This is a genomic window from Nocardiopsis nanhaiensis (assembly GCF_054778635.1).
Genome location: NZ_BAAGZJ010000024.1, coordinates 54,800 through 76,065, shown reverse-complemented (window position 1 = coordinate 76,065; position 21,266 = coordinate 54,800). Strand labels below are relative to the sequence as shown.

General features: G+C 64.2%; 15 protein-coding genes and 2 pseudogenes. 5 read left to right on the top strand and 12 right to left on the bottom strand.

The window, feature by feature from the left end:
- Positions 1-40 precede the first annotated feature (40 nt).
- The 3 genes from ACYVD1_RS13955 to ACYVD1_RS13945 are packed head-to-tail and all read right to left on the bottom strand — an operon-like array spanning position 41 to position 5,922.
- Complete coding sequence (locus tag ACYVD1_RS13955) at positions 41-3,550, bottom strand: pPIWI_RE_Z domain-containing protein (protein ID WP_460772054.1); 3,510 nt, start codon at positions 3,548-3,550, stop codon at positions 41-43.
- Positions 3,543-4,745 carry a pPIWI_RE_Y domain-containing protein gene (locus ACYVD1_RS13950; RefSeq protein ID WP_460772051.1) on the bottom strand — a complete coding sequence of 401 codons (1,203 nt, stop codon included), beginning with the start codon at positions 4,743-4,745 and terminating at the stop codon, positions 3,543-3,545. The genes ACYVD1_RS13955 and ACYVD1_RS13950 overlap by 8 nt, the downstream gene beginning before the upstream one ends.
- A gap of 1 nt (position 4,746) precedes the next feature.
- A complete protein-coding gene (locus ACYVD1_RS13945; RefSeq protein WP_460772048.1) occupies positions 4,747-5,922 on the bottom strand; it encodes a PD-(D/E)XK nuclease family protein in 1,176 nt (391 codons plus the stop codon).
- A 631-nt stretch (positions 5,923-6,553) separates the two neighbouring features.
- On the opposite strand from ACYVD1_RS13945, the gene ACYVD1_RS13940 reads away from it, so the two are divergent.
- Together ACYVD1_RS13940 and ACYVD1_RS13935 are read left to right on the top strand one after the other, a co-directional pair.
- A complete protein-coding gene (locus ACYVD1_RS13940) occupies positions 6,554-8,701 on the top strand; it encodes an N-6 DNA methylase (protein ID WP_460772045.1) in 2,148 nt (715 codons plus the stop codon).
- A gap of 251 nt (positions 8,702-8,952) precedes the next feature.
- Entirely contained in the window at positions 8,953-10,494 is a 1,542-nt protein-coding gene (locus tag ACYVD1_RS13935) for an IS1634 family transposase (RefSeq protein WP_460772042.1), read from the top strand.
- 29 nt (positions 10,495-10,523) lie between these two features.
- On the opposite strand, the gene ACYVD1_RS13930 is transcribed toward ACYVD1_RS13935, so the two are convergent.
- From ACYVD1_RS13930 to ACYVD1_RS13910, 5 genes and pseudogenes are all read right to left on the bottom strand, one after another.
- Positions 10,524-11,828: a DUF6414 family protein gene (locus ACYVD1_RS13930; RefSeq protein ID WP_460772040.1), complete on the bottom strand. Its 1,305-nt coding sequence runs from the start codon at positions 11,826-11,828 to the stop codon at positions 10,524-10,526.
- Positions 11,828-13,057, bottom strand: coding sequence for an ATP-binding protein (locus tag ACYVD1_RS13925; protein ID WP_460772037.1), 1,230 nt, complete (start codon positions 13,055-13,057; stop codon positions 11,828-11,830). Before ACYVD1_RS13925 ends, ACYVD1_RS13930 begins: the two co-directional genes overlap by 1 nt.
- Positions 13,058-13,413: 356 nt before the next feature.
- A pseudogene (locus tag ACYVD1_RS13920) lies at positions 13,414-13,889 on the bottom strand (IS5 family transposase); the annotation flags it as partial.
- 14 nt (positions 13,890-13,903) lie between these two features.
- Positions 13,904-14,700 (bottom strand): IS5 family transposase gene (locus tag ACYVD1_RS13915; protein WP_460772085.1). Its coding sequence is split into 2 segments (ribosomal slippage): positions 13,904-14,364 and positions 14,364-14,700, totalling 798 coding nucleotides; the frame shifts between segments, so codons are not numbered across the junction.
- Between the two features lie 15 nt (positions 14,701-14,715).
- Positions 14,716-15,033, bottom strand: a complete 318-nt coding sequence (locus ACYVD1_RS13910) for a transposase (RefSeq protein ID WP_460772083.1) — start codon at positions 15,031-15,033, stop codon at positions 14,716-14,718.
- A 1,007-nt stretch (positions 15,034-16,040) separates the two neighbouring features.
- Between ACYVD1_RS13910 and ACYVD1_RS13905 the strand changes: the two are divergent.
- Positions 16,041-16,154: pseudogene (locus tag ACYVD1_RS13905) on the top strand (MerR family transcriptional regulator); the annotation flags it as partial.
- Between the two features lie 79 nt (positions 16,155-16,233).
- Positions 16,234-17,361, top strand: a complete 1,128-nt coding sequence (locus ACYVD1_RS13900) for a hypothetical protein (RefSeq protein WP_460772035.1) — start codon at positions 16,234-16,236, stop codon at positions 17,359-17,361.
- Between the two features lie 379 nt (positions 17,362-17,740).
- On the opposite strand, the gene ACYVD1_RS13895 is transcribed toward ACYVD1_RS13900, so the two are convergent.
- From ACYVD1_RS13895 to ACYVD1_RS13880, 4 genes are all read right to left on the bottom strand, one after another.
- Positions 17,741-19,267 (bottom strand): hypothetical protein, encoded by a 1,527-nt coding sequence (locus tag ACYVD1_RS13895; protein ID WP_460772032.1) that lies wholly within the window; start codon positions 19,265-19,267, stop codon positions 17,741-17,743.
- A gap of 14 nt (positions 19,268-19,281) precedes the next feature.
- A complete protein-coding gene (locus ACYVD1_RS13890) occupies positions 19,282-19,629 on the bottom strand; it encodes a hypothetical protein (protein ID WP_460772030.1) in 348 nt (115 codons plus the stop codon).
- A 137-nt stretch (positions 19,630-19,766) separates the two neighbouring features.
- Positions 19,767-19,994, bottom strand: coding sequence for a hypothetical protein (locus ACYVD1_RS13885; RefSeq protein WP_460772028.1), 228 nt, complete (start codon positions 19,992-19,994; stop codon positions 19,767-19,769).
- Between the two features lie 208 nt (positions 19,995-20,202).
- Positions 20,203-20,733, bottom strand: coding sequence for a hypothetical protein (locus ACYVD1_RS13880; protein ID WP_460772024.1), 531 nt, complete (start codon positions 20,731-20,733; stop codon positions 20,203-20,205).
- On the opposite strand from ACYVD1_RS13880, the gene ACYVD1_RS13875 reads away from it, so the two are divergent.
- Entirely contained in the window at positions 20,720-21,190 is a 471-nt protein-coding gene (locus tag ACYVD1_RS13875) for a hypothetical protein (RefSeq protein ID WP_460772022.1), read from the top strand. The genes ACYVD1_RS13880 and ACYVD1_RS13875 overlap by 14 nt on opposite strands.
- The last annotated feature ends 76 nt before the right edge of the window (positions 21,191-21,266 follow it).

Genomic DNA, 21,266 nt, shown 5'->3' with positions numbered 1-21,266 from the left:
CGTCGGAAAGGGCTGACGATCCCACCGGAGGTGGGTCGCCCTAGTCGATCTCGGTGAGTGCGGTGTGCAGCGGCTCGTACAGGGCTTTCACCAACGAGCGATCCACGGGTTCGGCGTCGCTGCCCGGCTTCAGGTAGTGGTCGAGTACGGCGTGCATTCCGGCGAGCAACCCTGTTCCAGGGGTGTCCCTACTGCGGTGGGCGGCCTCTTGGGGGAAGAACGCCGCGTCCACGAACACCGCGCGCGCGGGGACCCCACCTCGCACGAGGCGCCCGATGACCTGCCAGATCACGACGAGTTGGTCCCATGTGAACGCGGTCTTCTCCTCTTCGGGCAAACTGGACCACGCCAGGCGGCGTGTCAGGTAACGGTTCCACTGGCGACGGGCCTGAGCCCGGAAAGCCAGGCCGGCGTCGTGCGGGTTTCCCTTGGCCCGGTCCGCGCGCATGAATCCCTGCCCGGGGTCCCGGATCTGGCGCACCGCCCAGTCGTTGATGGCTTGCACTGCCAGGGCGATATCGTCGGGTCGAGGATGCGGGCGCGCCAGAAAGTAGACCGACCCAATGGCGGCTTTGCCGCCGGGCAGCACGATGTTGTGGCCGCGCTCGACAGCCAGTAGCGGTGCCACCAGCACGTGGCCCTGGCCCGAGGAAGCGAATCCGGTGACGTCACCGCGGCGCAGTGTCATCCAGGTGTCGTCGAGATCCGCGTCGTCGGGAACGAGACGGATGACGCGGCCGCGCCACTCCGGTATGCCGTCGAGGTATTCGGCCGCCTCCTTGGCCTCGCTGTAGCTACCGACGAGCAGGAGGGCACGTCGGCGCTCAGCGTCCTCCAGGTCGTCGAGCTCCTGTTGGAGGAGGGATTTCGCGCCGGGGAGCCCTCGAGGTGGAACTGCGAGTTGGTGGAGCATTTTCTTGAGCGAGGCCGAGCGCAGCTCGGGAGTGGGGCTACCGGACAGACGCAGGGGCTGGGAGGTGTCCGGACAGTAGAGTGGGAGCTTTTCGAACCGTGTCTCCAAGATCGCCTCGACTTCCTCCGCACGAGGGCGTAGGACTGCGGTGACCGGGGTGTGGACGTGGTAGCGGCTTGATGTTCCGGACCAGCTCGTGGCCGACATGAGCAGGACGTTCGGACCTGGTCGATCATCCACTTCCGGAAGGTGCGGCAGGGTGAGCAGCAGTTCCCGGCCTACGCCGTTGCAGCGGAAGAATCGCAGCTCCCCGCTCTGTACACCGTCCCTAATCGTGTCGTCGCTCTGGAATTGGAACCCGAGGACGTTGCCCATGGGTGACTCGGGGATCACCGGGTCGTAGTCGGGTGGGGGGCGGCGGGACAGCACGTTGGAGGTGTCTTGGAGGTTCAGCGCCGCCTCCACCCGTGGCCACAGCGAAGTCATGGTGTTGAGGTGGTGGTGCAGGGCGGCCAGCAGCAGGGTGAATTCGAATCGGACCGCGTGGAGGTCCAGGTCCGCGAGTATGTCTTCGTCGTTTTCGACGAGTTCGATTAACACCCCTCGTAGGTGCTCGCGTGTCTTGGAGCCGTGCAGCGCATGGAGTAGTTCGAGAGCGAGGTGGGTGAGCCGGTTGCTGTCCTTGGTGACCTTGTCGTTGAGGTCCGACGGCTCATCGGTCTGCAAAGGGGAGTCCCGGAAACGGTCGAGGACGGCATCGACGTGTTCCATGGCCCTGCGGCGCTTGGGGGATGCTTCAGTCCCACGTTGTGGGAGGCCTTCACCCGGGGCATCGGGCTCTTTGCGCACGATGTCGGGGAACCAGTTCATCACGAGCCACTGATGCAGGGTGAGAGCGCTGAAATAGTCCTTGGTGATCCAAGCGCGCAAGTCGGCGTCGGTGATCAGCAGTGAATAGCAGCGGTCAGTGGCGGAGACGACCGTATTGACAGCGTTGGTCCAGTCGTCGACATCGCGGGCCGAAAGCTGGATGCGTCCCTGGCCGGCCAGTTCGGCGACCTTGTGCCGGGACACTTCGTCCAGCCAGGAGTTCGGAGATCGTCCGACCAGGGTGGCCGACGGTGCGAACGCCGTATCCAGGAACATCTGGACGCGGTCGGCCTCGTCGATGAAGAAGAGGTCGCTGCGGTGCGCACCGAGTTCCAGGTAGCGGATGCGCTCCTCGTTCATCTGTGGGGGAACCCCACTGTGTACCAACCCGGCGGGGGTGGACACCCAGATCTGGGCTCGGGCCAGCTCGCGGGCGCCGATGTTCCTGGGGCAGGCACCCCAGAGCGGGCAGGCATGCGGGACCATCTTCTCTTCGGTGGGCGTGGGCTCGTCACGGTCCGCATCCTCGAAGCCCAGGGGAATGCCCGTGTCGGCAGCGCCTTCGGTATCCGCTCCGGCCTCATCCCAGGGTCCGTTTTCTGCTGGGCGGGGCACCGGAAGCAGGGTGCCGCACGGTGCGTCGGTGAGCGGCAACGGTCGGTGGGACTCGGTGCCGCGGAGGGCGTCGACAGGGCAGGCGGTGCTGAGGAAACGGAACACGTCGCCTGTGTGCTGTAGGGGAGAAACAGCGTGACCACTGGTCAACCTGTGGTGCAACCGGGCGGCGTTGCGTTCTCGAGTGGAGTGCCCCAGAACCGGTGCGGCACGTACCCCCAGTCGCGTGAACCGCTCCACGACCTCCAGGGTCTCCGCGACATCGGACACGACCACCGTGATGCGAGTTCCATGTTCGGTCGCGGCCCAAAAGGTGAGGATGTCACGCAGTGTCGACTTGCCAGCGCCGACCATACCGACCAGGTGGGTCATGGTGCCGATGGTGAGCTTGTCAGCGTCGGAGAATTGGCCGCTCCGCTCATCGCGCACGCGAAGCTCAACGCGGTCCAACCGATCGGCCCAGTGGCTGGAACGAACTCCGGGGAGGGCGGCCTCGCGAGCATCCATGTCCTTTGCCGCCGCGCGTAGCTCATCCCAGGTCACGGTGATCGGTGCCCCGCCGAGAACCGGCGGCGCGGTGAGATCGTGCGCGGCGGGTGTCCCCTTGTTCTCGCTCACGGCTGTGAGCAGTTGATCGTCGAACGCGATCGAACAGGTGCGGTCCTTGGTACTGAATCGGTGCTCACCGGCCTCGGCCACCGGCAAGCGGCGGCGTGTGAACGGCGGTGGTGTGGTGAGGACCCGCTCATAGACTTCGAACCGTGACGCGGCGCGTGCGGGCGACCTTCGCTGAGGGATGCTCTCCGGTGAGTCGAGTATGTAGCCGCGTAGTTCGACGGGCAGGTCGATATAGGCGCGCAGCGCCAGGAGCCATTCGCGCGGGCGTCGTACCCCGGTGAGGTAGTAGCGGGCCCGACGGATGCGCAACTGGACTTCCGGGGTGTCAGCACCGCCGAAGGCCTGGCTGTACGGGTAACCGTCGAACAGGGTCCAGGTGTCGATGGCGGTCCGCCCCGGCAGCGCCGTGCCGAGCAGGAAGAGACCGAGTTCCACGTCGAAGAGATCACCGGGGCCAAAGGATGTGGCGGAACCCGGCCAGGCGTCCTTGAACTGAGGGAGTAGTTTTCGGTGCCAGGAACTCCGGTCACGCATCACCGTCTCCTTCCTTGCTCGTGCTTGATTTCGGGGTCGAGGACTTCTTTGAGCGGGAGTGCTGACCGCTGTCCGCGAGGCGACCGCGGGCTCGTTCCACCAGAGCGTCGTCGGCGAGCAACTCCAAGCGGCCTGACAGGTTGTCGGGACGGTGATGCCGGAACACTCGGGCGTAGTCCTCCCGATCGTCGAACCGGTAACGGGGGATGACCAGGAAACCGTGGTCGTAGGGCGGAGTCGCGGGCAGCGGGTGCGCCGAACGCCCCAGCAGAGCGGGATTGGCGCGATCCTTGACGTCGATGGCCCAGACCTGCTCGTCGGGGAAGACCACACGTAGGTCGTAGGCATCGAAGTGGGGCCACATCTCCACGGTCAGACCCATGTCCACCAGGGTCGCCTCCAGGTCGGTCTCGGCCAGGCCCGGTCCGGTGACGAAGGTCCGCAGTGGACGTCCGATCTGGAAGACACCGCCGTCACTGTCCGCAGGTAGGCGGTCGCCGATACGGGGGCGACCTTGGCGCCGACAGCGATCCAACTCGCACACGAGCTTTTCGGAGGCACCGCGTACTAGTAGGCAATGGCAGCGTGCGCATGTGGAGAACACGTTGTTCTCCAGGTGGGCGGCCGGAGCGCGTAGGTAGGCGCGCTTGACCAGGTGGTGCATGGCATCCAGATCGGGTTCGGAAGCGATCTGGATCAACTCGACGCCGGTCATGACGGGACGTTCGATCAACAGCCGGCGGAAGGCGGTGTATGTCTCCGGCGCTTCCAAGGATCGCGCGGAGTCCAGGGCCCCGCGCATGATGGTGTTCTGATACACCTCGCTGACAGCGGAGCGAGAACTGATCGCCCACTCGCCGCACTGCTGAGAGGGGGTCTGGGTCTCGGGGTCGATGAGCAGGGTCTCGGGCGGCACCACCTCGGGAGGAAGGTTGAGCGGCCAGTCGGACAGCGGTTTCTCGGTCGCCCAGCGGATCATGCGCGCAACACTGTGCGGAGGTTCGGTGTGGGTGCGCAGGCTGCGCAGTACCAGGTGGTCGTAGGCTTGCTGGACGTTGGCTTCGTAGAGCCCGCCGCCACTTCGGCGACCGTGGGCGAGCCGCATGAGCGCGGTGGCGACGACGCGGAGCAGATTCTCACCGTCGTAGAAGTCGTCTTCGGTGCCCGAAGGCTCAGGAACGCCGGCGGTACTCAACTCACTCGCCTTCCGGTAGGACAGCGTCAGGACACCAACGGGAGACGGGGCAGGAGCCACAAGCCTTCTCTTGCGGTCGTGACGGAAAGGCAGTGTCGTCATGCCAGCAACGGGTGAGTGCGTGGAGTTCCTCTCGGGCCTCTTCGATGTCTTCGGGTTCATTGGGGTGAAGAGTGATCAGAGTGGGCAAGCGGTCGGGGTAGAGCACTTCCAGCTCCACACGGGCGCCTTCCCGTTCTCCTCCCAGATGTCCGCTGTCGAGAATGAGCAGGGCCAGGGCGAGCTGGGGATAGCGGCGAAAAATGTGACGTCGTGAGACCCGGCCTGAGCGGAGCGTCTTGGTCTCGCGCCACACCGGGGCGCCTTCCTCGTAGAAGAGCAGATCGGGTCTGGCCACCACGACCGCGTTGGCGTGTGCGTCGTAGAAAGCCAGATCCGGTTCGGGGCGAATGTCGGTGGTCATGCTGGTGAAAGGGCAGACCTCGGCGTGCCGGGCGATCATCTGCGCTCCCAGTCGCGCCTCGTCGGGGGGTAGTTCCCATTCGGGGGAGCTCCAGGATGCCGGATCCTTGGGGGTATCACGCGAAGCGCAGGGATACTTCCTGGCGGCCGTGGGCCGGTGGGCCTCCTCCAACCACGCATGAACCGCCTTGCCGCGCCGGTGCCCGGCCCAGTACTCCTGCGTCTTGGGCAGTCGCAAAGTCCGCAGGTGGTACTGGGCGGGACACTCACTGTGGTGCCGCAGGTCGCTGACCGACACGGTTCGCAACGGTGCGCCGGATGGTGTGATGCCCAGCAAGCCGGGGGCCGCAACGCGCTCTTCACAGGTGTTGAGAGCCTTGCACTCAGCGCAGGAAGCCCCGGGTACGGGTGTTCCTCCGGCCACGATCGCCATGTTCAAGGGACGGCCATGCTCCTCATAATGGACCTTGGCATCGTGCGGGGAACCGTCGAAAAGGATGTTGCGTGAACCGTCGAGCAGACCGATCTCGACGACGCGGACGCTCCGGACTTGTCCCGAGGCCGGAGGAGGGCCAATCGGTGTGAATGGCTTCTTCCACTCGCGTGGGGAAGGCCACCAAGCGGGCAGACCGATGGCAGTGGTGTGCGCCGCGATCGCGATCTCGGCTGCTGGGCGCTCCCGTCGAGGGTGGAGGGTCCCGTCGACGGTGCCCATGCGAAGGAAACGGAATTCCCGTGTGCTTCCGTCGGGTGACTCATAACGGCGGCCCCAGGTGAACATCTCCCAGATGCGCTCACGGCGTCCCTGAGCGACCCAGTGGTGGCCAACGGGCCGGAGTTTCGGATCGTTGGGGCGGTGGAGGTAGGGCTCGTACTGGTCCACAGCGTGGTCTACGTAGCGGGCCAACCCGGGGTGGAGGCCGACTGGCTGGTCATCCTTCGTGGAAGGTGGGGCAGAGCCGGAGAACTCCAGAGCGTCCAGCCGCTGCTGGACGGAACCGAGCGGAAATGTCTCCAGGGCGTGATGTCCTTTGCGGACACGCTTCTTGGCGGACAGTGCGGGATGGGCCTTGGCCGCGAGATGGGCCGGACATCCACGCTGGGTGTCCTTGGCGGCGCGGGGACTGATACGGACGAGCCGGAGGCTTCCCGTGAGACCAGTGGGGAGGTCAGAAGATCGCGACGACATGGGTCACCTCGGGTGAGAAAGGAAAACATGCGCATCAGGGTGCGACAGCAAGTGAAGCTGGCGTTAACCGTAGCATGGTTGAGTGTGTTAACAGATTGATTCGTGGTGGTGGCGAGATCGGGATGGGTTGCGATGTGTATAGTCAGCCCGGGTAACTGTGAACAAGCAGGTGAGAGGTGTTTCGATGGCTGCGGTCCGAATCGAGGTGACATCTGCTGACATCGCCCGACTCGCCGGAGTGAGGCCGGCGGCGGTCAGCAACTGGCGGCGCCGCCACAGCGACTTTCCCAAGCCTGTCGGGGGAACGGGCCGCAGCCCTCGTTTCGACCTCGCCGAAGTCGAGGCCTGGTTGGCCGCGCGCGGTACCGGTGAGCCCATCGACCCCCAGCACCTTCTTTTCCAGACGTTCGATTCCGTACGCGACAACTCATCGGGGCACCAGCACCTCGGAACTGTTGGTCTGTTGCTGTTCCATCTCCACCGGAACCCGGGCTCGGAGGTCCCTTCGGACATCGACGATCTCCGGGAATTGTTGACCAGCGCCGAGCGTGATCTCACCGGAGCCCGCTGGGCGGGCGCGGGGATCCAGGACATGGCCGCGCACCGCCCGGAACTGGACCTGGAACCGCACATTCAGGGTTTGCTCGTCGCAGCAGCCGAGGCCGCCCGTCAAGTCGACCCTGCTCAGCTCTTCGAGGCGCTCGTCCGGCACGACGAAGCGGTGACAGGTCCTTCGGTACGTTCGATTCCCCGTCGGGTCGCTGCCTTGATGGTCGAACTGGCAGGCGAGCCCGGGGCGGAGCTCGTCGACCCGGCATGCGGGCGAGGCCAAGTGCTGCTTGCCGGCGTGAGCCGCAGCTGGCGGCGTGTCCGAGCGCAAGACGGGGACCCGACCGCCGCTTGGGTGGCGGCGCTACGCCTGGCTTTCGCGATCGATGATTCTTCCGTGGATTACATCGACGTCCATGCCGACAACGCCCTGCGTCGGCCTGCCTACCCGATGGGCTGCGCCGATGCGGTGGTGTTCGCACCACCGGTCGGTGACCGGAACTGGGGCCTAGAAGAGTTCGAACACGACTGGCGTTGGCTGCACGGTGTGCCGCCGCGCTTGGAGTCCGAACTGGCATGGGTGCAGCACGCGCTCGCTCAAGTTCGCCCCGAAGGCTGTGTCGTGGCACTGATGCCGCCGGCTACGGCGGAGCGTCACTCCGGTCGACGAATCCGACGTTCCCTGGTCCAGAGCGGAGCTGTACGGGCAGTGGTGTCCCTGCCTGCTGGCCTGGCTGCTCACCATGCACTGCCACTGCACCTGTGGATTCTGGAACGACCCGCTGAAACGGGTGGGTCCACGGCACCCGTGCTCTTCATCGACGCTGAGAACGCGGGGCCTGCGAAGAGCGATGAAGAGTGGTCCCACCTGACTGAGGACATTCTCAGTTCGTGGGATGGATTCCGTCAACGGTCCTCCGAATTCTCCGAGCGGCCCGGGAAAGTGCGTGCCGTATCCCGTATGGACCTCCTTGATGAAGAAGTCGATTTGACGCCGCGTCGCCATCTGTCCGTTCGGGTCAGTGTTCAAGAGTCCGAAGCGCAAGTGGAGCGTTTTCGTGTGGAGCTCGGTCGGCTTGTCGAAGAAAGCCGAAGGATCATCGATGCCGTTCCATCATTTCCTGGGACGGGCCACGAGTCCTTGCGGTTCGTGACTGTCGGGGAGCTGGCTGAGCGCGGAGCGGTGACGGTGCGGCGTCCACCGGATCCTCGCGGCAAGGGAAGTAAAGACGCATTGGCCGCGAGGGCGATCACGGTCCAAGACCTTGTTGAAGGCCGATCTCCATCAGTGGCTGAAGCTGTTCACCTGGATCCCATGAGCAATCCACCGATCGGCGAGGGTGACGTGCTCGTGCCCTCTGTGCTGCCAGGGCGAAGACCCCTGGCCCGGGTGGCCGGTGAGAGGGAATCGGGCGCCTACCCTGGGCCTGGAGTTTATGTGATACGGCCTGATCGGGCAGTTCTCGATTCCTGGTTCCTGGCAGGAATGCTGACCACGGGTGAGGGGGCTCGCCAGGTGACACGAGGTGGCTCGGGAGTGCGTAGGGTACTGCGGATTGATCCGCGCCGCTTGGTGTTGCCTGTGCTGCCCATGGAAACGCAGCGCCGTTACGGAAAAGGTTTCTATCAGGTGGCTCGCTTGGCTGAAATTATCAGCTCGATGCAAGGAGTCGGTGAGGAATTCTTCGATGCCGCTCGTGACCTGATGATTATCTCTATTTCTAAGGCCCAAGATGGGGAATTTACGATATTCTGATCTTCCATGGGTCGGGATTCTTCGTTTTCGAGCGGTGTCTGGTGAACTGATCGGGTGAATCTGCGCTAGTCCGTGCAGATCCGGCCAGATTCCTCAACGCCTTCGGGTTGGGGCAGACCTGCGCTACTGATCTTTGACCTGACTTGCACAACTGGTGGCGGTTTTCGTGGCACCAGCGAGCGTATTTGCAGGTCGAAGCGTTGCGCTAAGTGAATCTGGCACACTAACGAGCGCTTGTAGGATCCTGTCCCGTGGCATATCTGCGCAAGGTCAAGACCGCCTCCGGAGCGACCGCGGTCCAGATCGCAGTCAAAGACGGGCGTCGTGATCGCGTCCTAGAACACCTCGGATCAGCCCACTCGCCCGCTGAACTCGAAGCCCTGCTGCAGATCGGGCGCCAGAAGCTGCACCAGGGCCAACTCTCGCTGGACCTGGGACTGAACCCGGCCCAGGACCCCACCACCGCCACGATCGAGACGAAAACCTCCCAGCTGCTGATCGAGACGATCACCACCGCCTGGAAACAGCTCGGCTTCGAGGCCATCAACGACCCGGCCTTCTTCCAACTGGTCACCGCCAGACTCGTAGAACCGACCTCCATGAGCGATGCGCCCCGAGTACTGGCCGAGATCGGACTCAACCCCGCCCACCGCAACACCTTCGCCAACACACTCAAACGAGGCGGAGCCCTCGATTACCGCGACCGGATCGCCAAGGCCTGCCTGAGGTACGCCGCCACCAGCGGAGACGTGAGTTTGGTGCTCTACGACGTGACCACCCTGTACTTCGAGGCCGAGCACGAGGACGAGCCGCGCAAGGTCGGCTACTCCAAAGAGCGCCGCGTAGATCCGCAGATCGTGGTCGGGCTGCTGGTGGACCGCACCGGGTTCCCACTGGAGATCGGCTGCTTGGAGGGCAACAAAGCCGAGACCCGCACGATCATCCCCACCATCGAACAGTTCCAACAGCGCCACGGCCTGACCGGCATGGTCGTGGTGGCCGACGCCGGCATGCTCTCAGCGGCGAACCTGCGCGAGCTGGACCAGGCGGACCTGGGCTTCGTCGTGGGCTCGCGCCAGACCAAAGCCCCCGCTGACCTGGCTGGCCACTTCGCGTGGAACGGCGATGCCTTCACTGACGGGCAGGTGATCGACACGATCACCCCCCGACACGGTAAGAGCACGGTCCGGGACCGAGCCAGGCGGGCGGAGCCCATCTGGCGGCGCCAGGAGCACCCCCATGCTTGGCGGGCGATCTGGCAGTACTCGCGCAAACGCGCCGTGCGTGACGGCAAGACGCTGACCGCGCAGGAGAACAGGGCCAGAGCGATCATCGACGGCGATAAACCCGTGAAGAACACTCGGTTCGTCAAGACCGCCGGTGCGGGCCGGAGCCTGGATGCCGGGGCTCTTGAGCGTGCCCGTTCCCTGGTCGGGTTGAAGGGCTATGTCACCAATATCGGCGCCTCGGTCATGCCGGCAAGCGAGGTGATCGCCTCTTATCACGCGTTGTGGCAGGTCGAGCAGTCCTTCCGGATGAGCAAGACCGATCTGCGTGCCCGACCGATGTTCCACCACAAGCGCGGGGCGGTCGAGGCCCATCTGACGGTCGTGTTCGCCGCTTTGGCTATGGCCCGCTATCTGCAAGCGGTCACGGGTGTCTCGATCAAGAAACTCGTGCAGGCCCTACGTCCGCTACAAGAGGTCACGGTCAGGGTGAACGGGCAGTCCCTGACCGCTCAACCACGTGTACCCGCCGAGACCCAGACCCTCCTCGATCGTTTGGCACACTAAACTTGTGCAAGTCAGGTCTGATGCGTAGGTCACCAGTAGAGCGCGACGAATCCGACTTCGAGTTGGACTGGTGGCACGCCCGGCTCTGTAGGTGGGGGCGATGTCGGGGCAGCGATTGGCTCGGGCACGGGTGCTTCTTCGATCCACTTTGACCTAGTGGTCAAAAGTAGGCAGCGATTGACGTCCTCGCCAGCGACGGCTTGCACAACCGGTTCAACGATATGACGTCGTTCGTCACGGCTCGTTGCCGAAGCGAGGCGCGGGATGGCTTCCTCTACTGCTTGGTTGACCGATGCGGCGTCGGGGTTTGCCCCTGAGGCCGACTGGAGCTCGGAGGCGAAGCTGGTTACCTGGAACCGAGCCGTGGCCGTGGAATCGGGTGCCTCCATAGCCCGAGCGTTCTTGAAAAACAATCCTTGCAGGGGAAGCACCATCTCGTCGCGTAGGCCGGGTGACAGCGATTCAAGGAGGTCTGCGATCTTGAAGGGGGACCACGGATCGGTGAGTGGAGGTCCTTCAGCCCGGGCGTAAACGGTGAAGGTGGATCCCGAGAACAGCGTCCGGCGGAGGTCACGCCAAAAGGAGTTGGCTTCGGCGAAACCGACCAGTTCGACGCGCCTCGCATCCGCTTGAAGGTCCTCTCCGAGGAGCTCGCTTGCGATCACGACCTGCTCACCGGCCACAGCGATGACCCTGTGGCTTGTGGCTAGTCCGCGCACGGGGATAAGTCCAACTAGGAGCTCTTTGAGTACTTCGATCATGGGTTCGAGTTTGCGGAATTCTGCAGCGGAGGCATCGAATAATTCATCGCGGCCTCTAAAGAGGTCGAGGAGTGTGGTCGCGACCGTGATCATCTTGAAGAACTCATCGGCTTCGACCTCGATGTCGAGCTCCACGATGTCGCCACGCGTGATGTTGCCGAGAGGGACGGCCAGCTTCGACTTCTTCAGTCGTGGAAGGGCGTCTTCAAGGCCGCTGTAGGAGTGGATCGTCTTGCGAGACTTGCGCTTGACCCCGGCGGCGTCATGAAGAAGAACCCCTACGTCGCGTCGCCAAAGGTCGCGGAAGGTGCTCTGGATGACAGCGCGCCGGACAACTTCGTTGGTCGAGGTTCGCGAGGTGCCAAGACGCGACTCCACAGCGGTGCCCTCACTCGCCACGCCAAGGGACCCGCTGAGGCTGCGGTCCGTCGTGCGCGCCAGGGTCTCGGTGACGGCGTTCTTGATCTCACCCTGAAGGCCGGCAAGAAGGCTAATGACACTCACTTCGTCGAGATAGATGAACTCGCGGTGGCGGTCGCGGGGTTCATTGCGCTTGCGGTTCCAGATAGCCATCATTCTGCCTTCACATGAGTCTTGCGGTCGCGGTCAACCGCCTCCACACCGATGAGGATGTCCTCCCATGCGATCGATAGCCGATGGTCGAGGGCGGCGGCAAGACCGGCCTCGGTCCAGATCGCGGCGAGGTCGGCTGCTGTCCAGCCGCCCGTGCGTTGAGCGAGCGCTGCAAAGTCAGGAGTCTCTCGGAAGATCACCTTGCGACTCGATGCTACGAGAATCCGGCTCCTGTCCTCTTCGGACGGAAGGGAGAAGAGGAGCTTGTGCCCCAGCCGTCCAGGGCGCAGGAGCGCATCGTCAAGCGCTCCGGGGAGGTTTGTTGTCGCGATGATAAGAACTCGATCGTAAGGCACGAATCCGTCAACAAGAGACAGAAACTGTCCCACAAGCCGGTTGGTCGACTCATGGTTGTTTTCGCCCCGTTGTGTGTACAAGCTGTCGATCTCATCGAAGAACAGGATCGCAGGACCATTGGCGTTCGCATGTTCAAAGATTTCGCGGAGTCGGCGCTCAGTCTGGCCAACAAACTTGTCGACAATCGTGGGTCCGCCGATGTTGTAGAAGGAAGCATCGAGCGTGGCAGCGAGACCACGCGCAAGAAATGTCTTGCCCGTGCCGGACGGGCCGCTGAACAAAATTCCCTTGATCGTGTTGACTCCCATCGCCCGCAGTGGGTCGTCATGTGACAGCGCTACGGAGGCGAGGTCGCGGGCACGACGGACAAGAGACTGGCTGCCCCCGAAGTCCTCAAGGGACGTGCTGTTGTCTTCTCTCCGAATGAGAAGGGAATCTGGGTCAAAATCGTCATCGTGGAGGAAGCCGAGATCGTCGATAGGCTCATCAGCAATTACGGCGACCGGTTGACCGTCCGGCCCGAGCCGTACCGTCTGCCACTTCTTGAAGGGATCGCCGGATCTCTGTCGGAAGCTGTTGGTAGAGCCAGCCGACTTCACCACGATGTCGGTTTCTCCAGCCCAGACGACGGTTCCTGTGCGGTCGCCAGCTGGCCATGACTCACGGGCAAGCGGCTTGACCTGGCCGTTCGTGAGAAGGAAGACATCGCTGGGCTTCAGGTCAGCCAGGTCCGAGCCGTTCGCGTGGGCGGTGTTGCCGTTCCGCAACTCAAGCAGGAGTGAGCCGTCGACATTGGTGAGGACCCGGAACAGTTGGCCCTCGGTGATATCGGGCCCCTCGTTCTCGAACTCACTTGGAAGTGCAACCGTCATATTAAGTCTCTCGTGTGGGGCCCATCGCCCAATGTCTGCAGAATCAAACCGAATATAGTTAGTGCTTGAAGGAGGTCGGACTGCGATAAGTACGCACCAGCCGGGCAAGCTCCTCCAGGGCCGAGACTGAGGTTTGGGTTCGTACAGCAGACGCACTTGGAGATCTCAGTCTGATCGAGTCCAGGACATGGAACGCCCACCTCTGTGATCATGTGGGCGTGTTGGAACCAAACGATCGGCGGTGGCCGTTCCACCCATTGTAGTGAGATCGCCCTACTCGTTTGGGCGAACGGGCGGCGACCCTTCTACTCGAACCCGGTGTCGTCCACGACCAGCACGCCCCCTAAGAGCTCATCTCAAAAGTCGCCGCTGTGCTTGGTCAGGTGCTTGTAGCAGATGAGGATGCAGGCGATGCCGAGCATGGCCAGGAAGGTGGAGGCCTTGCGCTCCCAGCGCACGTTCAGCCTGCGATAGGAGCACAGCCAGGCGATGGAGCGCTCGACCTTGTACCGGTGCCTTCCCAACCGTTGTGAGGACTCGACGCCAGGGCAGGCGATGCGCACGCCGATCTGGCGTTCACGCAGCCAGCGGCGTCGGTCGCGGGAGTGGTAGGCCTTGTCCCCGTGGATTTTGGTCGGACGCCGCCTGCGGGGCCTCGGCGTGAGCGCACAGCGGGGATGCCCCGTACCAAGGGTTTGAGGGCTTCACCGTCGTTGACATTGGCCGCGGAGATCGCGCAGGTCAACGGCAGCCCTAGGTTGTCGCACAGCAGGTGGAGCTTGGAGTCGGGTTTGCCCCGATCAGTGGGGTTTGGGCCCGTCTTCTCCCCCTCTCTTAGAGCTCATCTCATTTGGTAAGTCTGCGGAAGCAAATCAACGTGCAGGCGATGCCGGCGAACGCGAGGAAGTGCTCGGCTTTGCGCTCGTAGCGGCGGTGGAGTCGGCGGCATCCGGCCATCCAGGCCATGGTGCGCTCGACCTGCCAGCGGTGTCGCCCCAACCGTTGGGAGGATTCCACGCCCTTGCGGGCCAGGCGATGGACGATTCCGCGTTCGCGCAGCCATCGGCGCAGGTGGTTGTAGTCGTAACCCTTGTCGCCGTGGAGCCTTCCTGGTTTGCGTCGCCTGCGGCCCCGCCTGGACCTGATGGGCGGTATCGCTCGCACCAGCGGTTGCAGGGCTTGGCTGTCGTGCAGGTTCGCACCAGAGGTCGCCATGGAAATCGGAAGCCCGGTCCGATCGGTGATCAAGTGGATCTTGGCGCCCTTCTTGCCCCGATCGACAGGATTCGGACCTGTCAGGTCCCCCCTTTGAGAGCACACATGTTCACCGAGTCGACCGCGCACCGTGACCAGTCCAGCTCACCACGGGAGCCGAGCTCGTCCAGCACCAGGCGGTGCAACTTCGCCCACACACGGGCCCGGCTCCACTCGGTGAAACGCCGGTGCGCGGTGGGCCTGGAGGGGCCAAAGACCGGCGGGAGCTGAGCCCAAGTACAGCCGGTGGTCGCCACGAAGATGATCGCGGCCAACACCTCGCGGTCCCCGTGTCTGCGCCGCCCACCACCTTGAGGCCGGGTGGGCGCCTCGGACACCACCCGCTGGAACAGTTCCCACAGTCCGTCCGGCACCAACCGCTCAACCATCGACACCGGGCCAGGTTATCGAGAATCCAAATGAGATGAGCACTTAGCGCGGATCGACTGTGAGTCGACGGTGGCGCGGGACCAGTCCAACAGAGCCCTTCTGCCCAGTTCGTCCAGAACAGCGCGGTGGATCGTGGGCCATACGCCTGCTTCGGTCCAGGTCTGGAACCAGCGGTGGGCGGTCGCGCGGGTGACGCCGAACAGCCCGTCGGCCTTCTCCCAGGAACAGCCCGAGGTCTGGACGAACAGCACGGTCGTCAGCACCGCGCGTTGGTCCACACGGGGCGGCCGGTCTTCGGGGCCGGTGGCAGCAGGGGCTGGACGATCTCCCAGAGCCTATCGGGCAACACATCATTCACAGCACGTGATCATGCCAGGCTCAGGGCCACCTCGCAGGGCTTTTGAGATGAGCTCTAAGCAGCCGAGTCGTTCCGCAGCCCGGGCGCGCAAAGTGCCACGGACCTGCTAGGACTCCCCGCGGATGTGGTTGAGCAGCCGCTGCACCCCTTCCCTTGTGGTGTCGGCATCGAGCTCAGCCAGAGAACGCGCGTTCTTGCGTCCAGGTCGCGGCTTGCATGCCCGAGGCCGACGCCACACCGGCGAACTTTCGTGCAGTAAGCCCTGCTCCTCGTCCGGCACGATGAGGCCGGCCGTGGCTCCTGAGATCGACTCGCCTACTGCGGTGGCAATCCTCGTTGGGCAGCTCGGAAGGTAGTGTGCGGGCGAACCCCGTGCCGAGTCCGGCCGTGGTCTCGATCGCCGCACCTGCCGCTCCGGCCTTGTCGTGCGGGGCCGCACTGACCACCAGACTGGTACCCAGGGCGTCGAGATGCCCGCCGCCAAGGTGGACCACGACAAGTCCGGTACCACCACGCGCCCTCGACCTGAGAGAACCTTCTCTCCGGGCTTTCAGAAACTTGCATCGACCATAGTAGATATTCATGATCCAAAGTGCTAGATTTCCTGTCGTGGCCATCGAGTAACACGGCTAGGCCACCCAAAGGCCGGTGGAGAGCAGGACGGCCCGACCAGCGCTGAGTCATAAGGTGCCGGGGCCGGTAGGACCGTAGTCAAAGAAGTGCACGAAGTGAGGAACTAGGGGAGTAGATGCCATCAGGATCGCCCGGGCGAGGGAAGATGCCGCTCGGGTACCGCAGTGCCCTGGTTCGGAAGAAGGCGGTCCACGGTCACACAACCGCGATCCCCGCGATCCCGTCCCACGTTTGACTTCGGGAAGCGGAAGACCGGCCGCGGCCGGTAGGTGGTATTGAACTCTCGGACCCCAGCGCCGCCGCGCGCTGGGGCCCTCGACGTGCGTTCACGAGAAGGAAGAGACGCACTTGCCCCGTCCCGAAACCGGTGACCGATTCGACGATAAGGACTATCCTGCCTACACCGTGGGCGCAGCGGCAGAGATGGTCGGTGCCACGCTGGCGTTCCTGCGCGCCCTGGGCAGGCCGAGCTGATCGAGTCTGCTGGATTTCTTGAACCCCACACGTCCGTTCAGGAGGAAGCTGCGGCTACGCTGGCCGCGTGAGCACCCCCCACACCCCCTTCAAACTCACCCTCGAACAGCCGCACGCACGACAAGGTGTCGACGACACCGTGTGGATCGGCGCTGTCCGTGCTCGCGTAGCGGCGATGCTCGTGGTGGCCCACCATGCGGATGTGCGTGTGCAGTCCGCGTCGCTAAGAGACGTGCCCCCCAAGCTGCGGATCTTTCTGTGGGCCGACAACCCTATGCCCGCCTGGATCCTGGCTCGCATGGTCGCTGCTGCCGCGCACGCGCAGCTCCAGTACCTGATCGAGCACGGCGCCGACCAGAGGACACTCGACCGAGTGGCCGATAAGGCTCGGGATGAGCTGGCGCATTTGTCGGTTCGCTATCCGGTCTCCGAGGAGGACGCCCGTGCGGAGGCGGCTGCGGTGCTGGCTGAGAACACCGAGCTACTGGGCCGCGTCACCCAACATGTGCGGGTGGGGGAGACGGTCACGGGTCTCCATCTGGCAGCTCTTGTGGATCCCGCACGGTGCGACCCTTCCCCCGGGGCCCCGATCATGGTTGAGGTGAACGCTGACTGGCTGGGCGCTGGCGATGAGATCACCGTGATCGCGGCTCGGCCGACGCGTGAGGGTGACTTGGCAGACCTCGCTGAGTCGCTGTTGCCCACTCTGGTCTCCCACTCGCATGTGGTGACAGCGGTGCCAGTCCACGAGTTGCATTGGCCTATCGTCTGGTCCCGGAACCTGCCCGGAGAGACGGTAGAGGTGCTGGCTGATGCCCTGAAACGCAAGGTGTGGACGACGGGGCACACCTTGTCCGTCGAGGGAAGCCTTCGGATGATCCCCATAGGGAATCCCGAGGAGATTGGCCTCTACCTGGATGAGTTCGCGGAAGGGCTGGATACCCTTCAACGGTTTGTGCAGGAGTCCGCCGATGAGGTCCTGGGTGGATTGAGACGGCCGGTCGGCGGTCATACCGCGATCGCCCACTTCTCCCTCGCGCGGTGCCACACCGCGGACATCGTGGAGGAGCTGGTGGACGCGCTCGGATCTCCCACCACCACAGTAGAAATCGCTTCCCTGGCGGTTATCCGCATGCGCTTTGATGCTCGCGCTTCCTGTACATGGTGGGAAACCATCGCGGAAGTCACCCTGTAGAGCCACCGCACTCGTTCGTGCCCACAGCCGGTCTCTCCTTGGCTCTAAAGGGCTCAGGGCACGAGCAGGGGAAGAATCCCGTACATGCGCGGCTGAGGGTGAGCATTCGTGTCCCTGCTCGTCAACAGCCGGTTCGCGCTGACACCTCCTCCGGCGAGAGCACAGGGACAGTGTGCGTTGGGCACCGGTCTGTGCGAGAGACCGACACGGTGTCGCCGAAGTGTTGAACGTGAATGGCCTCAGCGACCTGCCACCCTTGGGCTCTTGCTCGATCCGTCAACCGTGAGGCCGCTGCCCAGACCTCCTTAGGGCACTCAGGTTCGTCACACAGCAGAGCCTTCACGGCGTCAAGCACTCTGGTCCTCCTTGAAGCGAGCGACTACCGGGGGCCTTCTTGCGGAGGCACATCAGGGGGAACCCCTGCCGAGGTGGCGTCGATCAGCGCATTTGCGGCCACCATACTGGCGTCGACCTGAGCGGTCTCACCGGTGTGGGGGATCAAAACTCCATCGTCTGGACCGTTACGGTGCACGACCAACACCCCGCCGCCGTCGACCTCGCAGGCCACTACGCGTGCCATCGGGTGTTTAGTGAACGTGTATGCAGCCCACGCGCGCGCCTCCCACAGCAACAGTCCGCCACGACAGCACCAGCCCGCAGCGTTTTGCTGTCGCAGTAGGTCGCCGTCCTCGACATCGACCACCAGTGGAAACCTGGCCGGGTTCAGGGGCGGAGCTCCGGCAGGGTATCTGCTCACCGCGCCGTCAGGCGAAGAAGATCCGGTGATCCGCCACGCGGTGGCTTCATGGCGGTCTTCCGGCAGGTCCGGAAGCGGTTGATAGTACGTGTCTGTGGTGGGCTTGGGCGTGTTGAGGCAGCGGTAGAACAGGCTTCGCAGCCGTGGAGCCCCGTCCATCTCCTTCATTGGCGGAGCAGGTGTGGGTGGTCGCGCTGTTGCGATGGCGTCCACCAGGTCCCATGAGAGGGCCTCCTGGTACCGACGGGTGGGTGTCGGCGGATCGAGTCTCGACGTCGGTGTTCCGAGCGCGGTGGCATACCGAGTGGAGACGGGCTCTCCCAAGACGACGTCGGCGGCGATCATCGCTGCTCTGCGGCCATGCGGTGGGATCACTGCCACCCCGGCTTCGACGAGGCCCGACATCACAAGGGAGATGTCCCCGGCTCCAGTCAAGAAATCGTCTCTGGGGGACCACCACAGTGACGGATGCGCGACGACGGCCACCTTGTATTCGTCTACCGGCAGGAACCCGAGCAGACCCTGGATGGTATCTCTCTGTCTGATGAACGTGGTCCGGTCCAGGTTGGAGCACATCACGACCAGACGTCGGGCGTTGGTTCCTAGGGCATCGCGGTATCGGTCGCGGCGGCCCGTGGCGGCGACCATGCGCTCCCACCCAGGGTCGACGACCAGGTCGTCGCTGGCCTCTCCTTTCTGGGACCCAGTGTGGAAAGCGCGCACCCGCACCTGGGGGGAATCAGCAGGTATGAGGTGGTCGGTGGTGAGCACTACCACCGGAACAGCGAAGTGCGGGACGACCTCGTCCTGTGTGGTCAACACCAGGTCGACAGAGCGATAAGCCACATCTTGCCAAGGAAGGAAGGGCAGATCGGCCTCGGTCAGCGCCCTTTCCAAGGCGGTCGCAGCCTCACCTTGTACGTACGGGGAGGTGGTGGCGCTGATGGCGATGCGCGTGTCGGAGCCGAACAAGGCCAGCACGTCGTGCAGGAGCTCCAAAGACGAGGGGGAGCCAGCGACCAGCAGAATCAGCTTCTGGCCGGGGAGAGGGTCGCGCAACACGGTTTCCTTCTGTCCTCGTTCGTGTTCATGGCTGTGATCGCCATTTTGACGGAACTCGCATGCAGTGTGGCGACCGGTTGTGGCCAACCGGAGTTCCACGGCTAGGCCAGACGGAGCTTGGCGAGGATCGGCGCATGGTCGCTGAGCCCTTCAGCGTCCAGGAGCTGGTAGTCAAGTACACCGCCAGCCAACTCCTGTGTCACGTGGACCTGGTCCACACGGATACGGCCGGATCCGGTGGGACAGCGAAGTGGAGGGTCGTGGCGCTGTTCGGCCAGATGGGCGGCGACGTCCACCAGCCCGGCGTGCTTGAGGGCGTGGCCGACTTTGAGGTTGGGGCGCAGTACACCCTCGTCCAGGACCGCGCGGGCGGCGATGTTGTGCGGCGGTAGATCTGTCCACGGAGGCGGCTCATCGCCGAGCGGGGCCGCGTTGACATCCCCTCCCAAGGAAGGCGACGGGTTCGCGGGATCTGGGATGCCTGTTACGGGGGACCCACGTGTGCGTTGAGAGAAAACGAGGATCCACCGGCGGGTTTCGAGGTGGGAGACCGCATGAGGCCAAGGGGTGGAAGGTGTGTCGGTGCTCATGAGAGTGGATGGGCTCCGGTGCTGTGCTGAGCGGCCAGCACAGCGGCCTCCCGCGGAGTGCGGTCGGTGGTGTTGATGACCAGGTCTGCCTCGCACGCGAGCCACTCCCGGTACGCCTGTTCGTAGTCGCCCACCTTGCCGTTGCGGAACGCGGCGATCTTTACCGCCCGGTCGGGGTCGTCAGGGAACATCTCGTGCCCGGCAATGCGTGCGCGTAGGGCCACAGTGTCGGCATGCAGCAGGATTTGGCATACGAGTGTCCGCCAGGGGCGGCAGGTCCTGGCAGTCGTCCGCGTGCCCGGGCAGGAGGCTGCGCAACATGAAGCTGACCTCTTCGGGGTCGAAGAGGCGGCATTCCGAGACCTGGGGAATGAGCTCGTCGGCGACGCTGGTTTTTCCGCCGCCGAACGGCCCGTTGAGGAAACACGATCATCATGGGACAACCCTTACAGGCCCAGCGGGGGCAACGCTGGAAAAACCGGTTCCCGCCGCTGCGCTTATGTGAGTGAGCAGGGCGCACAGGCGCATCCGGACGACAGGAGTGCGGCCTGTGGCGATCAGGATGCGGCTCTGTTCGGTGGCAGCGGCCAACCCCGCGTGGTGGCGGGTGTCGGAGCAGGCGCGGGGGTAGGGCCAGGCCCGCGCCTTGAGGGCGGCCAGCACGGCCACCACCGTTCGAGGCTCGTCCCACTCAGCGAGTTCGCAGGTTCGGGTGGTCAGCCCGTGGCTGGCCAGGTGGGTCGTGATGCGTTCGTCCGCACCGGTCCCGGTGAACACCGGCGCGTCGGGGAAGGCAGCAGTCCGGTAAGTGGCGGTGATGGTGGCGACGGGGGCTGGGCCGACGGTGTGCAGCAGGAGGCGGACGAACACCCTGCCGGGGCGCATTCGCGTCAGGGCCTGGTCGACGGCTAGGAACGGGTCGTCGGTGAACAGGAGCGCCTCATGTTCGATGACGGTGTCCAAGCTGGCTGCCGCGCGGGCGCACAGCCAGCTCGGGCACACCGACGCGGCCCATCAGGAACTGGAGACGGACGCCACCCTGTTCGAGGACGTCGCAGCCGAAGACGCCGATGCACCGTTCTTCGGGTTCCCGCACCGGCAGGTGCGCATGTACACCTCATCGGTGCTCAGCCACATCGGTGGTGAACATGCGTGGGACACCCAAGAGGAAGCACTGGACCTGTACTCCCACGACTTCCTAGAGCACACGGTGATCCTGCTCGAGCGCGCCCACTACCTACTGGACCAGGACATCGACCAAGCCGCGGAAACCGCCGCCGACGCCCTGCTGAACCTGGGTGCCGAACACCGTCTCCCACTGCTGGTCGACCAGGCCACCGCCTTCGGCGACGAGCTGGCCGAACATAGCTTGGCTGCGGCGAATGACTACCGGTCCCCGAGCAACGAGACAGCCGCGTAACCCAGCAAAAGGCTAGGGGCGCGAGGGGTCTGATGTGCTGGTATGAGAAACCTGCGTGCATGTTCAGATATTTAGA

What these genes read in the sequence shown, in the direction of transcription:
- ACYVD1_RS13955 (WP_460772054.1), bottom strand. Translation starts at nt 3,550, where the DNA reads ATGCGTGACCGGAGTTCCTGGCACCGAAAACTACTCCCTCAGTTCAAG.
- ACYVD1_RS13945 (WP_460772048.1), bottom strand. Translation starts at nt 5,922, where the DNA reads ATGGGCACCGTCGACGGGACCCTCCACCCTCGACGGGAGCGCCCAGCA.
- ACYVD1_RS13930 (WP_460772040.1), bottom strand. Translation starts at nt 11,828, where the DNA reads ATGGCTATCTGGAACCGCAAGCGCAATGAACCCCGCGACCGCCACCGC.
- ACYVD1_RS13925 (WP_460772037.1), bottom strand. Translation starts at nt 13,057, where the DNA reads ATGACGGTTGCACTTCCAAGTGAGTTCGAGAACGAGGGGCCCGATATC.
- ACYVD1_RS13875 (WP_460772022.1), top strand. Translation starts at nt 20,720, where the DNA reads ATGACGGTGTCCAAGCTGGCTGCCGCGCGGGCGCACAGCCAGCTCGGG.